At 56.5% G+C, this 13984-nt stretch carries 13 protein-coding genes; 3 read left to right on the plus strand and 10 right to left on the minus strand.

Annotated features, from left to right (window positions below):
* Nucleotides 1-46 precede the first annotated feature (46 nt).
* The 5 genes from ubiB to udp form a co-directional block, all read right to left on the minus strand.
* Nucleotides 47-1687 carry a ubiquinone biosynthesis regulatory protein kinase UbiB gene (gene ubiB, locus CU081_RS02555; protein ID WP_022650180.1) on the minus strand — a complete coding sequence of 547 codons (1641 nt, stop codon included), beginning with the start codon at nt 1685-1687 and terminating at the stop codon, nt 47-49.
* Complete coding sequence (gene ubiJ, locus CU081_RS02560; protein WP_022650179.1) at nt 1684-2289, minus strand: ubiquinone biosynthesis protein UbiJ; 606 nt, start codon at nt 2287-2289, stop codon at nt 1684-1686. The genes ubiB and ubiJ overlap by 4 nt, the downstream gene beginning before the upstream one ends.
* Nucleotides 2290-2302: 13 nt before the next feature.
* Nucleotides 2303-3058: a bifunctional demethylmenaquinone methyltransferase/2-methoxy-6-polyprenyl-1,4-benzoquinol methylase UbiE gene (gene ubiE / locus CU081_RS02565; protein WP_003860790.1), complete on the minus strand. Its 756-nt coding sequence runs from the start codon at nt 3056-3058 to the stop codon at nt 2303-2305.
* A 66-nt stretch (nt 3059-3124) separates the two neighbouring features.
* A complete protein-coding gene (gene rmuC, locus CU081_RS02570; RefSeq protein ID WP_022650178.1) occupies nt 3125-4582 on the minus strand; it encodes a DNA recombination protein RmuC in 1458 nt (485 codons plus the stop codon).
* Between the two features lie 139 nt (nt 4583-4721).
* Nucleotides 4722-5483, minus strand: a complete 762-nt coding sequence (gene udp, locus CU081_RS02575; RefSeq protein WP_003860792.1) for a uridine phosphorylase — start codon at nt 5481-5483, stop codon at nt 4722-4724.
* Between the two features lie 259 nt (nt 5484-5742).
* On the opposite strand from udp, the gene CU081_RS02580 reads away from it, so the two are divergent.
* Nucleotides 5743-6549, plus strand: a complete 807-nt coding sequence (locus CU081_RS02580; RefSeq protein ID WP_003860793.1) for a dienelactone hydrolase family protein — start codon at nt 5743-5745, stop codon at nt 6547-6549.
* Between the two features lie 47 nt (nt 6550-6596).
* Here the strand turns inward: CU081_RS02580 and metE are convergent, their stop codons facing one another.
* Complete coding sequence (gene metE, locus CU081_RS02585; RefSeq protein WP_022650177.1) at nt 6597-8858, minus strand: 5-methyltetrahydropteroyltriglutamate--homocysteine S-methyltransferase; 2262 nt, start codon at nt 8856-8858, stop codon at nt 6597-6599.
* Between the two features lie 116 nt (nt 8859-8974).
* Here metE and metR point away from each other — a divergent pair, with 116 nt between their 5' ends.
* Nucleotides 8975-9928, plus strand: coding sequence for an HTH-type transcriptional regulator MetR (metR, locus tag CU081_RS02590; RefSeq protein ID WP_015570000.1), 954 nt, complete (start codon nt 8975-8977; stop codon nt 9926-9928).
* Here the strand turns inward: metR and CU081_RS02595 are convergent.
* The 3 genes from CU081_RS02595 to pldB form a co-directional block, all read right to left on the minus strand.
* Nucleotides 9816-10715 (minus strand): carboxylate/amino acid/amine transporter, encoded by a 900-nt coding sequence (locus CU081_RS02595; RefSeq protein ID WP_003860795.1) that lies wholly within the window; start codon nt 10713-10715, stop codon nt 9816-9818. The two genes, metR and CU081_RS02595, sit on opposite strands and share 113 nt — an antisense overlap.
* Before the next feature lie 82 nt (nt 10716-10797).
* Complete coding sequence (yigL, locus tag CU081_RS02600; protein WP_003860797.1) at nt 10798-11598, minus strand: sugar/pyridoxal phosphate phosphatase YigL; 801 nt, start codon at nt 11596-11598, stop codon at nt 10798-10800.
* 31 nt (nt 11599-11629) lie between these two features.
* Nucleotides 11630-12622, minus strand: a complete 993-nt coding sequence (pldB, locus tag CU081_RS02605; protein WP_015570002.1) for a lysophospholipase L2 — start codon at nt 12620-12622, stop codon at nt 11630-11632.
* A gap of 111 nt (nt 12623-12733) precedes the next feature.
* Here pldB and rhtB point away from each other — a divergent pair, with 111 nt between their 5' ends.
* Nucleotides 12734-13354, plus strand: a complete 621-nt coding sequence (rhtB, locus tag CU081_RS02610) for a homoserine/homoserine lactone efflux protein (RefSeq protein WP_003860798.1) — start codon at nt 12734-12736, stop codon at nt 13352-13354.
* On the opposite strand, the gene rhtC is transcribed toward rhtB, so the two are convergent.
* The gene (gene rhtC / locus CU081_RS02615) at nt 13351-13971 is read right to left on the minus strand and encodes a threonine export protein RhtC (protein ID WP_022650176.1); all 621 of its coding nucleotides are present in this window, start codon (nt 13969-13971) and stop codon (nt 13351-13353) included. The two genes, rhtB and rhtC, sit on opposite strands and share 4 nt — an antisense overlap.
* Between the last annotated feature and the right edge of the window lie 13 nt (nt 13972-13984).

Here is a 13984-nt window from a genome sequence, read left to right on the forward strand (position 1 = left end):
GTCAGATCGCATTATACGTATGCAATCTCTCGATAGCGACGCTAATTCAGCGCGTTTTTCGCCAGCCAGCAAGCCAGACAACCACACCGGCAGCCATAATCCAGGCTGGCATCATTTCCCAGTCCGGACGATTGATCAACAGCAACGTGCCGCTTATCAGCAGCGTCGCGCCAATTCCGAAGAGATAGCGGGACTGCCCCTGACGCACGCGACTGGATTGAAGCTCGTGCGCGATTTTATCCATGCTGTGCTGAAGGTTCTTGCTCTGACGCAAACTGTCGTAAACCAGTTCAGGAATTTCAGGCATTTTTTCAATCCAGAACGGGCCTTTCTCTTTAAGCGAGCGAACCAGGGCTGGAATACCGACCTGATCCTTAATCCAGGATTCGAGGAACGGTTTCGCGGTTTTCCACAAGTCTAACTGAGGATAGAGCTGGCGGCCTACGCCCTCAACGTAAAGTAATGTTTTCTGAAGTAAAACTAATTGTGGCTGCACTTCCATATTGAAACGGCGTGCGGTGTTGAACAGGTTGAGCAGGACGTGTCCGAAAGAGATCTCCGAGAGCGGCTTTTCAAAAATCGGCTCACAGACGGTGCGGATCGCAAATTCAAACTCTTCCACGTTGGTATCTGGCGGAACCCAGCCTGAATCCACGTGCAGCTCGGCCACCTTACGGTAGTCGCGATTGAAGAAAGCGATAAAGTTCTCGGCGAGATAACGCTTATCCTCTTTATTCAGCGAGCCGACAATACCGCAGTCGATGCCGATGTATTTAGGATCTTCCGGGTGCTCATAGCTGACAAAAATGTTGCCCGGATGCATGTCAGCATGGAAGAAGCTGTCGCGGAAAACCTGAGTAAAGAAGACCTGCACGCCACGTTCGGCCAGCAACTTCATGTTGGTGCCCTGTTTTTCCAGCGCCGTCACGTCCGAGACCGGAATACCGTAGATACGTTCCATCACCATCATGTTCTGACTGCAATAGTCAGAATAGACTTCAGGAACATACAGCATCGGGCTGTCTTCAAAGTTTCGACGCAGCTGAATGGCGTTCGCCGATTCACGCAGCAGGTTAAGCTCATCAATCAGCGTTTTTTCGTATTCCCGTACCACTTCCAGCGGACGCAGACGGCGGCCATCCGGCAACAGACGCGGCACCCAGCGAGCCAGGCGATAAATCAGCTTCATGTCTGCTTTGATAACCGGCAGGATATCCGGACGAATCACTTTAATGACCACCTCTTTGCCATTTTCCTTCAGGCGCGCAGTATGAACCTGCGCAATAGAGGCAGAGGCCAGAGGCTGAATATCGAAATCATCAAACCAGGTCTCGATGGGGATATTGCCCATCGCTTCTTCGATTTGTTTCTTCGCTCTCTCTCCGTCAAACGGAGCGACGCGATCCTGCAATAGTGCGAGCTGATCGGCAATCTGCGGTGGAAAAAGGTCGCGACGTGTTGAGAGCATCTGCCCAAACTTGATCCAGACCGGTCCCAGCTCCTGCAACGCAAGACGCAGGCGTGCGCCCAGCTCCTGATCCTTATGGCGATTCGGCATCCAGAACAGCGTGCGACGCCAAAGCCGAAGCGGCAGAGTGATACGCATTCTGGGGATAAGCTCGTCGAGCCCGTAGCTCAAAAAGGTGCGAACGATAAAATAGAGGCGCCGAATTTCACCAGGCGTCATTTGCCCTCCAGTTTTTCCAGCCGTTTGGTTAACGCATCAACTGTGCGCTCAACTGCCGCGGTCTCTTCTGCAAACCAGGCGACTTCTAAAGGCCCCGGCGCCATACGCCACTCTTCGGTCAGCACCTCGGCAGCATAGCGCTGTTGACGGAGCAGACCTTTACGCAGGAAAGCGGAACCCGTGCGCAGCGTTTTGCTTATCCCTTCAGCCGCGATGTCGCCGATATAGGGCGCCAGCAGTTCCGCCGGGTCGAATTCAGCCTGATCGCTGAGTGCAACGAAGTTCTGTACCACCTGAATATCGCCTTCGACCTCCAGCTCACCGCTGCGAATAAGCGCCGTCATCTGCTGACGGTCACGCAGTTTTGGTAAGACGCTCATGTGCGTAATTACCGAGCAATCAGCTTCGCCTTCCCACTCCCCCAGAACGTCAAGCTGACGTTCGCTGAAGACCAGCACAAGCGGCGTCGAGAACTCCTTTAACACGATGCGCAGCACCTTTCCGTTAAGCCGCTGACGTGCGGTTTTCAGCGCCGGAGCGCGATACAGAAAGGCATTCAGTACATTCTCGATGCCTGCGGTGACTAAGGGTTTAATGGGCACGGGAAACCTCCACTCAGAACTTGTAACCACGATGCAGCGCGACGACACCCGCCGTCATATTGAAGTATTCCACGTTTTCAAACTCGGCATCCTGCATCATCGCTTTCAGCGTGTCCTGATCCGGGTGCATTCGGATGGATTCGGCCAGATAACGGTAACTTTCTGCATCGTTTGCCACCAGCTCGCCGATGCGCGGCAAAACGTGGAAGGAATAGGCATCGTAAGCTTTGCTCAGCGGGTCGATAATCGGTTTAGAAAACTCGAGAACCAGCAGTCGGCCGCCCGGCTTCAGCACGCGGTACATGGAGCGCAGCGCTTTATCTTTATCGGTCACGTTACGCAGACCGAAAGAGATGGTGATGCAGTCGAACGTATTATCCGGGAACGGCAGCGCTTCGGCGTTGGCCTGAACATATTCAACGTTGCCTACCACGCCGATGTTACGCAGCTTTTCGCGTCCCATTTTCAGCATGGAGTCGTTGATATCCGCCAGCACCACGCGGCCGGTTTCGCCAACCAGACGGGAGAATTTAGCGGTCAGATCCCCTGTGCCTCCGGCTAAATCCAGCACCGTTTGTCCACGGCGCACGCCGCTGCAATCAATAGTGAAGCGCTTCCACAAGCGATGAATGCCGAATGACATCAAATCATTCATCACATCGTACTTCGCCGCCACGGAATGAAATACGTGGGCCACCATGTCAGCTTTCTGCGCTTTGGCGACAGTCTGAAAGCCAAAGTGCGTTGTGTCTTGTGAATCGTCAACCATCTCAGAGCCTGCTAATCAGTCAAATGTTCGTGAAGTGTAACAGATTGGGCGCATTTGCCCTACGTTTCAACCACCGTGAAAGAAACGTGCCGGCTGCGCTTCGGGGGATAAACTCGCCGCTAAACCGTTGTCTTCATTGCGGCTATTTTGCTCACCGTCGCCTTCACGCAGACGAAACTCTTCGTCCTGAGCGGTAGCCTGCTCCACCAGTTCCGGATTAATCTCGCGTTTAACTTCCACCCCCAGGCTGCGAAACGCCTCCGCCTGCGCCAGCAAATTGCCACGCCCGGAGGAGAGTTTTTTCATCGCCTGGCGGTAGTTATCCTGCGCGCGATCCAGGCTTTGCCCCACCGAGGACATATCGTCCACAAACAGCCGCATTTTGTCGTACAGCTTGCTGGCGCGATCGGCAATCTGCTGCGCGTTACGGCTTTGGTGCTCATAGCGCCACAGGTTGGCAATGGTACGTAACGCCACCAGTAGCGTGGTGGGGCTGACCAGCATAATGTTATTTTTCAGCGCTTCGGTGATCAGTTCGGGCTGTCTGTCGAGCGCCAGCAGGAAGGCTGGCTCAACCGGAATGAACATCAGCACATAATCCAGCGATCGCAGCCCCGGCAACTGCTGATAATCTTTTCTGCCCAGCAGACGGATATGGTTACGCACGGAGGCGATGTGCTCCTGCAACGCTGTTTCGCGGGTGTGGTCATCTTCCGCGTTGAAGTAGCGCTCATAGGCCACCAGCGTCATTTTGGCGTCGATAACCACATCTTTGCCCTGTGGCAGACGAACAATGACATCCGGCTGCATCCGCGAGCGCGCATCGTTTTCAATGCTGACCTGCGTTTCGTATTCGTATCCTTCGCGCAGGCCAGAGGCCTCCAGCACGCGCGTCATGACCACTTCGCCCCAGTTTCCCTGCGCTTTGTTATCACCTTTCAGTGCGCGCGTCAGGTTAACCGCCTCCTGCGCCATCTGCGCATTCAGCTGCTGGAGATTACGAATTTCATGCGCCAGCGTGTGGCGCTCGCGGGCCTCCTGACCAAAGCTGTCCTGTACCTGACGTCGAAAGCCGTCCAACTGCTCACGCAGGGGCGTCAGCAGGCTGTTCAGGCTCTGACGGTTCTGCTCATCCACGCGGCGATTGCTGTGCTCAAAAATGCGGTTCGCGAGGTTCTCAAACTGCTCGCTAAGACGCTGCTCGCTGTTGATCATCTGACGGATTTTGTCTTCGGCGTGCAGTTGGGTGGACTCAAGACGGGTGGTCACTTCACGGAGATCGGCCTCCAGCGAGGTATTGATATCACGCAGATTGCGCAGTTCGTTATTGAGCAGTTCGCACTCGTCGCGCCAGTGGTCACTCAGCGCAAGCTGTTGTTTCGTTGCGCTGAGTTCGGCGACGATCTCTTCGCGCTCTGCCAGCTGTTCGGCTTTCTGCTGCGCATGCTGGTAGCCGGAAATGAGCCAGCCAATCCCCACGCTCACCAGCGCAACTACCGCATAAACCAGGATTGAGATATCCACAATGCCCCCTGCATCCACGTCTAACCCGCACAAAATAGAATTGTGCTGTATGAACGTCCAGTTTGAAAGGGTTTTCCTGCGAGGCGTTACGCAAAAAGAAAAGGCCGAGCATGTCGGCCTTTTAGCACTGAAGAGAGAATTAGATCAGGCGGCGCGCCGCTTCAACCACGATTTTCACCGCATGGCTTTCAGTCTGCTTCATGGTTTCAGCGTTCGGGATCTCCTGTTGGGTACGGTTGACGATAACGCCCGCCACCATACCGGCACGCAGACCCTGGCTCGCGCACATGGTCAGCAGCGTCGCAGATTCCATTTCGTAGTTCATGACGCCCATCGACTGCCACTCTTCCATGGAGCCTTTGAAACGGCTCACCACGCGACCAGAGAAGGTGTCGTAACGCTCCTGGCCCGGGTAGAAGGTATCGGAAGAGGCAGTTACGCCCACGTGGGTGGTGGCGCCCACGGATTTCGCGGCTTCAACCAGCGCGGTGGTGCATTCGAAATCAGCCACTGCCGGGAATTCCATCGGTGCAAAGTGCAGGCTTGCCCCGTCCAGACGCACGGATGCGGTGGTAACCAGCACGTCGCCCACGTTGATGTGCGGCTGAATGGCGCCTGTGGTGCCGATGCGCAGGAAAGTACGAATGCCCAGCTGCGCCAGCTCTTCAACGGCGATAGAGGTAGACGGGCCACCAATACCGGTAGAGCACACGATCACCGCTTTACCGTCCAGCTCTGCGCGCCAGGTGGTGAATTCGCGATGCGCTGCCAGCTTAACCGGCTTATCCATCAGCGCGGCGATCTTTTCCACACGCTCTGGATCGCCAGGGACGATAGCAAGCGTAGCCCCTTGTAAATCGTTTTTAGTGAGGCCGAGATGAAAAACATCAGACTTAGACATAGGTGACTCCTCTGTGGGTCGGTTTGTCAGAAGAAGTAAAACGGTACTTTACAGAAGCAATGTGCATTATTTCGTGACACACCTCACCATGAATGAAAATGATTGCAGTTAATTTCCATAAAATAGTGATTCACATCACATTAACAAGTTATATCGTCGGGTGCTGCACAAAAGATAGACGCTATAAGGCACTGTGGGTTGTTAACCTGGTGTCTATATTTATCTTTGCGCTAATCCATTCATTGGTACGGAGAATGCCATGACTGAAAAAACCGGTTTTGCACCTGCTGCGGCCCCGCACGCTTCAACCATCGTCTCAACCCCTGAAGAAGCCATTACCGCAGGCGAGACCTCCATTCCCTCCCAGGGAGAGAACATGCCAGCGTACCACGCGCGGCCAAAATCTGCCGATGGCCCGCTGCCCATCGTGATCGTGGTGCAGGAAATATTTGGCGTTCATGAACATATTCGCGACCTCTGCCGCCGTCTGGCGCTGGAAGGTTACCTGGCCGTTGCGCCGGAACTCTATTTCCGTCAGGGCGATCCGAATGATTACAGCGACATCCCGACGCTGTTCAGCAACCTGGTCAGCAAAGTGCCGGACGCGCAGGTACTGGCCGATCTCGACCACGTTGCCAGCTGGGCGGCGCGCAACGGTGGCGACCCGCACCGTCTGATGGTGACCGGCTTCTGCTGGGGTGGACGCATTAGCTGGCTGTATGCCGCGCACAATCCGCAATTGAAAGCGGCCGTGGCCTGGTACGGCAAACTGGTGGGCGAAAAGACGCTGAACTCGCCGAAACATCCGGTTGATATCGCCACCGATTTAAATGCCCCGGTGCTAGGGCTGTATGGCGGTCAGGATACCGGCATTCCGCTTGATACCGTCGAGACCATGCGCCACGCGCTGCGGGCGGCAAACGCGAAGGCCGAAATCGTGGTGTACCCGGATGCGGGACACGCGTTTAATGCCGATTATCGTCCGAGCTATCACGCGGAATCCGCGAAAGATGGCTGGCAGAGAATGCTGGCGTGGTTCAGCCAGTACGGCGGGAAGAAAGCGTAATACCAAAAGCCCGGTGGCGGCTACGCCAACCGGGCAATCCAGCACCACTACGCCTGACGCAAATTCTGCGCCGCCTGCACCATGTTCGCCAGCGCCGCGCGGGTTTCAGGCCAGCCGCGAGTTTTCAGGCCGCAGTCCGGGTTTACCCACAGACGTTCCGCCGGGATGCGCTGGGCCGCTTTTTGCAGCAGCGATTCAATCCACTCCACGCTTGGCACGTTAGGGGAGTGAATGTCATACACGCCCGGCCCGATTTCGTTCGGGTAGTCGAACTCTTCGAACGACTCCAGCAGCTCCATGTCTGAACGCGAGGTCTCGATGGTGATCACATCGGCGTCGAGCGCGGCAATGGAGTCCATGATGTCGTTAAATTCGCAGTAACACATGTGGGTGTGGATCTGCGTGTCGTCCTTCGCGACGGCCGCGTTGAGGCGGAAAGCCTCCACGCCCCACTGTAAGTAAGCATCCCAGTCGCTGCGACGCAGCGGCAACCCTTCACGCAGCGCCGGTTCGTCGATCTGAATGATGCCAATCCCCGCCGCTTCCAGATCCGCCACTTCATCACGCAGCGCCAGGGCGATCTGTTTGGCGATGGTTTCCCGGGATACATCTTCACGCGGGAACGACCAGCAGAGAATGGTCACCGGCCCCGTCAGCATGCCTTTTACCGGTTTGTCGGTCAGAGACTGGGCATACTTCGCCCACTCCACGGTGATCGCTTCCGGGCGGCTGACGTCGCCGATCACCACCGGCGGCTTCACGCAGCGGGAGCCGTAGCTTTGCACCCAGCCGTTCTGGGTAAAGACAAAGCCGTCCAGGTGTTCACCGAAGTATTCCACCATATCGTTACGCTCGGCCTCGCCGTGCACCAGCACGTCCAGACCCAGACGTTCCTGCTCGACGATCGCCTGTTTGATGTGTTCCGCAATGCCGGTGCGGTAGTGATTCGCATCCAGATTGCCCTTTTTGAAGTCCAGGCGCAGGCCGCGGATCTCGGTAGTCTGCGGGAAGGAGCCGATGGTTGTGGTCGGCCACGCGGGCAGGTTAAAGCGCGCACGCTGGGCTTCGGCGCGCACTTCATACGGGCTCTGGCGCTGGCTGTCCCGGGCAGTGATGGCCGCCAGACGTTTTTCCACCGCCGGGTTATGCACGCGCGTCGAGTGACGGCGCGCCTGGATCGGAGCGCTCCAGTGGGTAATCGCAGCCGTGTCGCCGCTGTTCAACGCGTCGCGCAGCAGAGCCAGCTCCTCACACTTTTGCAGGGCAAAGGCAAACCAGCTTTTCACCTCAGGGTCGAGTCGGGTCTCTACGCTCAGGTCGATCGGGCTGTGCAGCAGGGAACAGGAAGAGGCTATCCACAATTCACGTTTACCGACAATGTCCTTAATTTGTGCATATTTCTCGGTGAGATCGGCACGCCAGACGTTACGACCATTCACCAGACCGGCAGAGAGCAGCCACTCCGCAGGCAGACGCTTGTGCAACTCTGCCACATCGTCTTTGCCGTGAACGAGATCAACATGCAGACCCTGAACCGGCAGCGCAGTAATGGTGTCGAGGTTAGGCGTTACGCCCTCGAAATAGGTAGTCAGCAGCAGCTTCACCTGGCCCGTGAGCGCGTCATACGCCGGTTTGAAGGCATCCAGCCACGCCTGCGGCAGCTCAAGCACCAGCGCCGGTTCATCGATTTGCACCCACTGAATACCGCGCTTACCCAGCTCAATCAGCACCTGCTTATAAACCGGCAGAATATCGTTCAGCAGGCTGAGGCGGTCGAACTGCTCACCTTTCACTTTGCCCAGCCACAGGTAGGTGACCGGCCCCAGCAGCACGGGTTTCACCTGGTGACCCAGCGCCAGCGCTTCGTCCACTTCATCCAGAAGCTGGGTCCAGGTCAGTTTGAACTGCTGGCCCTTAACGAACTCCGGCACCATATAGTGATAGTTAGTGTTAAACCACTTGGTCATTTCCGCCGCTGCCGCTGGCTCACCCGTTGGCGCGCGGCCACGGCCGATGCGGAACAGGGTATCGATATCCACCGATCCATCGCTGTTCTGATGACGAGCCGGCACGTTGCCAAGCAGCAGGCTGGTGGTCAGAACATGGTCGTACCAGGCGAAATCGCCCACCGGCAGCAGGTCTACGCCCGCCTGTTTTTGCTGATCCCAGTGACGCGCGCGCAGCTCGCGTCCCACCGCCAGCAGTTCTTTGCGGGTGGCGTTACCCGCCCAGTAGCTTTCTTGCGCTTTTTTCAGCTCGCGACGCAGACCAACGCGAGGGAAACCGAGAGTGTGAGTGCGGATTGTCATGGCATACCCCTTGTAGAAATTCGTTATTTAGACGTCCAGATGTTTACACTTCTATAATTGGCAGGTACTGTATATTCCTCAAGCGCAAAATGTTCATGCCGAAGTGAAGGACTTTCATGATCGAGATTAAACACCTGAAAACGCTACAAGCGTTGCGGAACTGCGGTTCTCTTGCGGCGGCAGCGGCCACGCTGCACCAGACTCAGTCTGCCCTTTCTCACCAGTTCAGCGATCTGGAACAACGCCTCGGCTTTCGTCTTTTTGTGCGTAAGAGCCAGCCTTTGCGCTTTACGCCGCAGGGCGAAATTTTGCTTCAGCTGGCGAACCAGGTGCTGCCGCAGATTGCCAGCGCGTTGCAGTCCTGCAACGAGCCGCAGCAGACCACCCTGCGCATCGCCATTGAGTGTCACAGCTGTATTCAGTGGCTGACCCCCGCGCTTGAGAACTTCCGCCAGAAGTGGCCGCAGGTGGAGATGGACTTCAAATCCGGCGTCACGTTTGATCCGCAGCCGTCGCTTCAGCAGGGTGAGCTGGATCTGGTGATGACCTCAGATATTCTGCCACGCAGCGGTCTGCACTATTCGCCAATGTTTGATTTTGAGGTGCGTCTGGTGCTGGCCCCGGACCATCCGCTGGCCGCCAAAACGCGCATCACGCCGGAGGATCTGGCAACGGAGACGCTGCTGATTTACCCGGTACAGCGCAGTCGTCTGGATATCTGGCGCCATTTCCTGCAACCCGCGGGCATCAGCCCACAGCTGAAAAGCGTGGATAACACGTTGCTGTTAATTCAGATGGTGGCGGCCAGAATGGGGATTGCGGCGCTGCCGCACTGGGTGGTCGAGACGGTTGAACGCCAGGGGCTGGTGGTTACCAAAACCCTGGGTGAAGGACTGTGGAGCCGGCTGTACGCCGCCGTGCGCGATGGCGAGCAACGTCAGCCAATTACGGAAGCGTTTATTCGCTCAGCGCGGAACCACGCGTGCGACCATCTTCCGTTTGTGCGGAGCGCGGAGCGACCCAGCGGCGATGTACCCACAGCGAAGCCAGGATCACCGTTCCCCCAATAAGGAAACTCGGCCAGTGCGGCTGCTCCTGCCAGATGGCGAGGTTCACCAGTAGCCCTGCCGGCACGTGCACGTTGTTCATGATCCCCAGCGTTCCGGCGTCTACCTGCGTCGCGCCGTAGTTCCACATAAAATAGCCCAGCCCCGAGGCCACCACGCCCAGCCAGACCAGAACGCTCCACTGCACGGGGGTGGTCGGCAGCTTTTGCGGGTTGCCGAGCATAAACCATGCCGCAATCGCGACAATCGCCGCGCCCATATAGAACCACGCAAACGCGTTATGCTGCGGCATCGGGCGGGTCTCCATCAGGCGTTTGTAACCCACCATCCCGATGGCAAAGCTGATATTAGCGAGCTGGACGAACATCAGCCCGGTCCAGAAGTGATCGCTTACCTTGTCATAGCGAATAATCGCCGCGCCAATGACTGCCAGCGCAGCGCTCAGCAGATATCCCCAGCGCAGACGGCGCCTGCTGAGCAAGTCATAAATCAGCGTGATGTAGAGCGGCGTCAGCACGGTGAAGAGCAGAAATTCCGAGACGGACAGGTAAACGTAGGCCCGGAAGCTGAACAGGTACATGATGCCGAGCTGCATCGCGCCTACCAGCATGTACAGCAGAATGGTTTTTAGCGATTGCCCGCGGGTACGCAGGAACGGCAGGAACACCAGTGCCGCCAGCCCCACGCGCATCAGCACCGAAAAGTAGCTGTCGACCGATCCGGCAAGGTATTCGCCAATCAGACTAAAGGAGAAGGCCCACAGGATAGTCGTGATAATGAGTAGCGCCACAATGCTTGTCTCTCAGAAAGAAGGAGAGGCATTGTAGCGAACTCTTTAGTTGACATCTGAACAATAAACAATCAAATGAAGATTATTCAAGGAACAGTTTGCGCAAATACTTAGGTACCGCGTTGTCTGCGTTCGTGCCAATCACTTCCAGCTCCGGGTGCAGATCTTTCAGGCGCTGATGCGCGTTCTGCATGATGCAGCCTTTACCCGCCATGGAGAGCATCTCGGCATCGTTCATGCCATCGCCAAAGGCGATACAGTCTTTCAGATCAAAGCCCAGACGCTTCGCGACCGCTTCCAGCGCGTGACCTTTGGACACCCCGCCCGCCATCACTTCCAGACAGGTCAGCGTGGAGAAGCTCACGTTCACGCGGTCGCCCCAGCGGGCGTTGATCGCCTGCTCCAGCGGCAGTAACTCCTCATGATTTACACAGGTGAAGAACACCTTACTGATCCCTTCCGGCTCCAGCAGACCCGGCTCGTACAGTGAGTACTGGAATACGGCTTCCTTGAAGAAGCGCATCTCTTCCGGGCGATGGCGGTTCATAAACCACTCGTCGTCGCGGTAAACGTTAGTCACGATATCCGGGTTGTTATGCACAATGCCGAACAAATCGGTGGCGATGTCACGATCGAGATTATGGGTAAAAATCAGGTTGCCGTCCGTGTCATGTACGCGCGCACCGTTAGAGGTGATCATGTACGACTTGATCTCCAGGTTATCGCGGATCTGCCCCACGTCCACGTGGTGGCGGCCAGTGGCGAACACGAAGTTCACGCCACGGGCAGTCAGGAGTTTTAGGGTCTCTTTCGCATAAGGCGACAGGGTGTGGTCGGGGGAAAGCAGCGTGCCATCTAAATCAGATGCAACAACCTGGTACATAGGGATTTCAACCTCTGGTGGAAAACAATAATCAGTTATGCCTGTTGAAAAATTCAACAATGGCGTTGAGCGCGACTGAGCGCATAGCGTCCTTTTCAAAAAGGATCTCATGGTACGCACCGTTGATGACCAGCGGTTTACCCCCTTCACAGGGATGGCCCGCAGCGGCGCGAAGTTCACAATAGCGGTCATGCATGCGGTTATCCACCACACGCTCTTCTTCCGCCTGGATCAGGAGCGTCGGCGTGTCATCATCGCCTACGCCTGCCAGCACCTGTTCACCGGCATGAATACCTTCCCGCACCCAGTGCCAGGTGGGGCCGCCGACCCGCAGACGCGGTTCATCGGCATAAAAACGCAGGTTGCGCCGATAACGCTGCCGACTGTGGGTTAACACGTTGATGGCAAACGGTAACGCCCGCCAGCGTCCTGTTCCGATGGCATAGCCTTCTCGAATGCGCTGATGGCCCTCAGCCCAGTCGAGAAGATGGCGCACCATCCAGTCAGGAAAACGTATCACAATGCCGTACATCGGCGCGGTCAGCGCAATGGCGTCGCACTGGTGCTTATGGCGCTGCAAAAACAACGTCGAGATCGCGCCCCCCATGGAGTGGGCAAGAATATAACGCTTGCGCCACGGTCCGGGCTGCACTTCCTGCTGCCAGAACGCGGCCAGATCGTCGACGTAATCGCTGAAGTTATCCACGTGGCCGCGATGGGTATCCGGTAACATCCGGCCGGAAAGCCCCTGCCCGCGATGGTCGATAATTAACACATCAAAGCCCAGATGGAACAGGTCATACGCCAGCTCGGCATATTTGATATAGCTTTCGATGCGCCCGGGGCAGACCACAATCACCCGGTCATTTTTTTCATCACGGAAACGAACGAAGCGTACCGGGATTTCCCCGACGCCCATAAACTCATCTTCCTCACGCTGGCGCCAGAAATCGGTCAGCGGCCCCATGGAGAAAGCAGCAAATGCGTTTTCTCGTGTTTCCCAGTCCTTTTTCTGCTGAAACATTGGGTTTCCACCCCCCGTAATTCAGGGAATATCGTTTTTTTCGTCACCGGTCACAAAATGACTCAACAATAGCGTATTGTGGCATAAAAACAGACGATCCGGGAGTTTCAAATGACCTTCGAGTGGTGGTTCGCCTACCTGCTGACATCCATCATCCTCAGCCTTTCACCTGGCTCGGGCGCAATCAACACCATGACCACCTCCATTAATCACGGCTATCGCGGCGCGGTGGCGTCAATCGCCGGTTTACAGACCGGGCTTGGCATTCATATTGTGCTGGTGGGGATTGGTCTGGGCACGCTGTTCTCCCGTTCGGTGCTGGCCTTCGAGGTGCTGAAATGGGCTGGCGCAGCGTATCTTATCTGGCTGGGTATTCAGCAGTGGCGCGCCGCAGGCTCGATTGATCTGCATACGCTCTCCCGGACGCAAACACGCGGCCACCTGTTTAAACGCGCGGTGTTCGTTAACCTGACCAACCCGAAAAGCATCGTGTTCCTCGCCGCCCTGTTCCCGCAGTTTATCGTGCCGCATCAGCCACAGGTGATGCAGTACGTGGTGCTGGGCGCAACCACCATTATTGTCGATATCATTGTGATGATTGGTTACGCGACGCTGGCGCAGCGAATTGCGGCGTGGATCAAAGGGCCTAAGCAGATGAAGGCCCTGAACAAAGTTTTTGGTTCGCTGTTTATGCTGGTTGGCGCGCTGCTTGCGTCAGCGCGTCATGCTTAGCGAGAAATGATGAGATGAATGCCGAAGCCGGCGAACAACGCGCCGGCGAAGCCGTCGATCCACTTCGCGATGCGCTGGTAGCCGCGACGCATCGCCGGTAAGGCAAACAGGCTTGCCACAACGGTAAACCAGGCGAACGTTTCCACAACGATCAGCAGGAAGATCCCCCAGCGCGCGCCCGCGCCGACGTTATCCCCCACAAACAGCGAGAATACCGAGCCGAAGTAAATAATTGCTTTCGGGTTCGCCAGGTTGGTCAGTAGCCCTTTCACAAAGCTACGGCCGCCCGTTGCCAGCTCAACCTTTGGCTCTTCCGGCTTGCTCTCTTCTTTCTTCAGCGCTCCGCGCAGCATCTGGTAGCCCATCCAGCACAGGTACAGACCGCCGCCAACCATAATGATGTTATGCAGCCACGCCATTTTCGCCAGGATCAGGTTCAGACCGAGCAGCGCAACCGCCGCCCAGACCATGACGCCCATGGTAATACCGAGCACACCCATCATCGCCTCTTTGCGGGAGCGGCTGACGGCCGTTTGCGACACGAAGAAAAAATCAGGGCCTGGGCTCATCAGCGCAACGATGTGCACTAACGCCACGGTGAGAAATAGCATTAACATAATTAGCTCGCGG

The organism is Enterobacter sp. CRENT-193 (assembly GCF_002787395.1).
GTDB classification, from domain to species: Bacteria; Pseudomonadota; Gammaproteobacteria; order Enterobacterales; family Enterobacteriaceae; genus Enterobacter; species Enterobacter hormaechei_C.